Annotated in this window: 2 protein-coding genes; both read right to left on the reverse strand. The window is 61.3% G+C overall.

Annotated elements, in window-relative coordinates:
• Positions 1–423, reverse strand: a 423-nt coding sequence (locus AAIE04_RS25015; RefSeq protein WP_498577860.1) for a fimbrial protein, incomplete at its 3' end; no start/stop codon positions are given.
• A gap of 10 nt (positions 424–433) precedes the next feature.
• Positions 434–931: a fimbrial protein gene (locus AAIE04_RS25020; protein ID WP_498577861.1), complete on the reverse strand. Its 498-nt coding sequence runs from the start codon at positions 929–931 to the stop codon at positions 434–436.
• Between the last annotated feature and the right edge of the window lie 35 nt (positions 932–966).

Consider the following 966-nt stretch of genomic DNA (forward strand, 5'->3'; position numbering starts at 1 on the left):
CTTCACCGGCACCGCCGCCAGCCGTGGCGCGTTGTCCAGCGTGATCTTCAGCGTGCTGCCCGGCGTAAAAGGCTCATCATCCCGGTAGATCCGGATCCCCAGATCGCCCTTGTTGGTCGCCAGCGCCTGCTTGTCGAAGCCGCTCGCCGTCCCCTTCAGGCTCAGCGTCAACCCCCAGCCCTTGTCGCCCGCCTCGCTGCAGTCAATCTGATAGTTCACCGCCTGGCGGTAGTTCGCACCGTCCACCTTGTTGATGCCGACCCGATCGCCAAAGTCCACGTCAATCTGGTTACCGTCATTAATGCGACAGGGCGGCGGCGTCAGCAGCGTGCCACGGAACGTCATGTCGCCTGCCGCCAGCACGGTGCTCCATGGCACCGTCAGGCCGCCAATCAGCAACAGAATGCGCATCGTCGTCTTCATATTCGTTACCTTACTGATAGACCACCTTCAGGGTGGCGCCCGCCGTAAATTCCCCACCGCTCAGGGTCACACCACTTTGCTTCACCGGCACCGCCCATAATTCCGGCGTATTTGGGTAGGAGAAGTTCAGCCAGCTGTTAACCGCCAACCGGGCGCTGCCGCCGCCCCCCTGCAGCAGCTGAATACCCAGCCCGGTTTTATTGGTCTTCAACAGCGTGCTGTCAAAGGCCGCGCCGTTCCCCTGCACCTGCAGCATCATCGCGTTTTTACTCTGCCCGGAACAAGACAGGGAGTAACTCACCGGTATGCGGTAATTGCTGCCGTCCACCCGGGTGGTTATCACCTCCCCAAAGTCCACCTCGATCGGCCGATTGTTGTTAATCACGCAGGGTACCGGCGCCATTATCATGACTTTGACCGAGGCCGTGGTGGCCGCGCCGGCCAGCAGTGGCGCCGCCAGCAACATGCCCAGACACGCCCTGCGGCATGCGGTTATCGCTCCATCCATGTTCAGCCCCGCCTCAGTCATAGCTCAGATGAAAG

It is taken from the genome of Serratia sp. Ae19-1, from assembly GCF_059801225.1.

Bases quoted from the DNA above. Each gene is read 5' to 3' on its own strand.
- AAIE04_RS25020 (WP_498577861.1), bottom strand. From the start codon at position 931: ATGGATGGAGCGATAACCGCATGCCGCAGGGCGTGTCTGGGCATGTTG.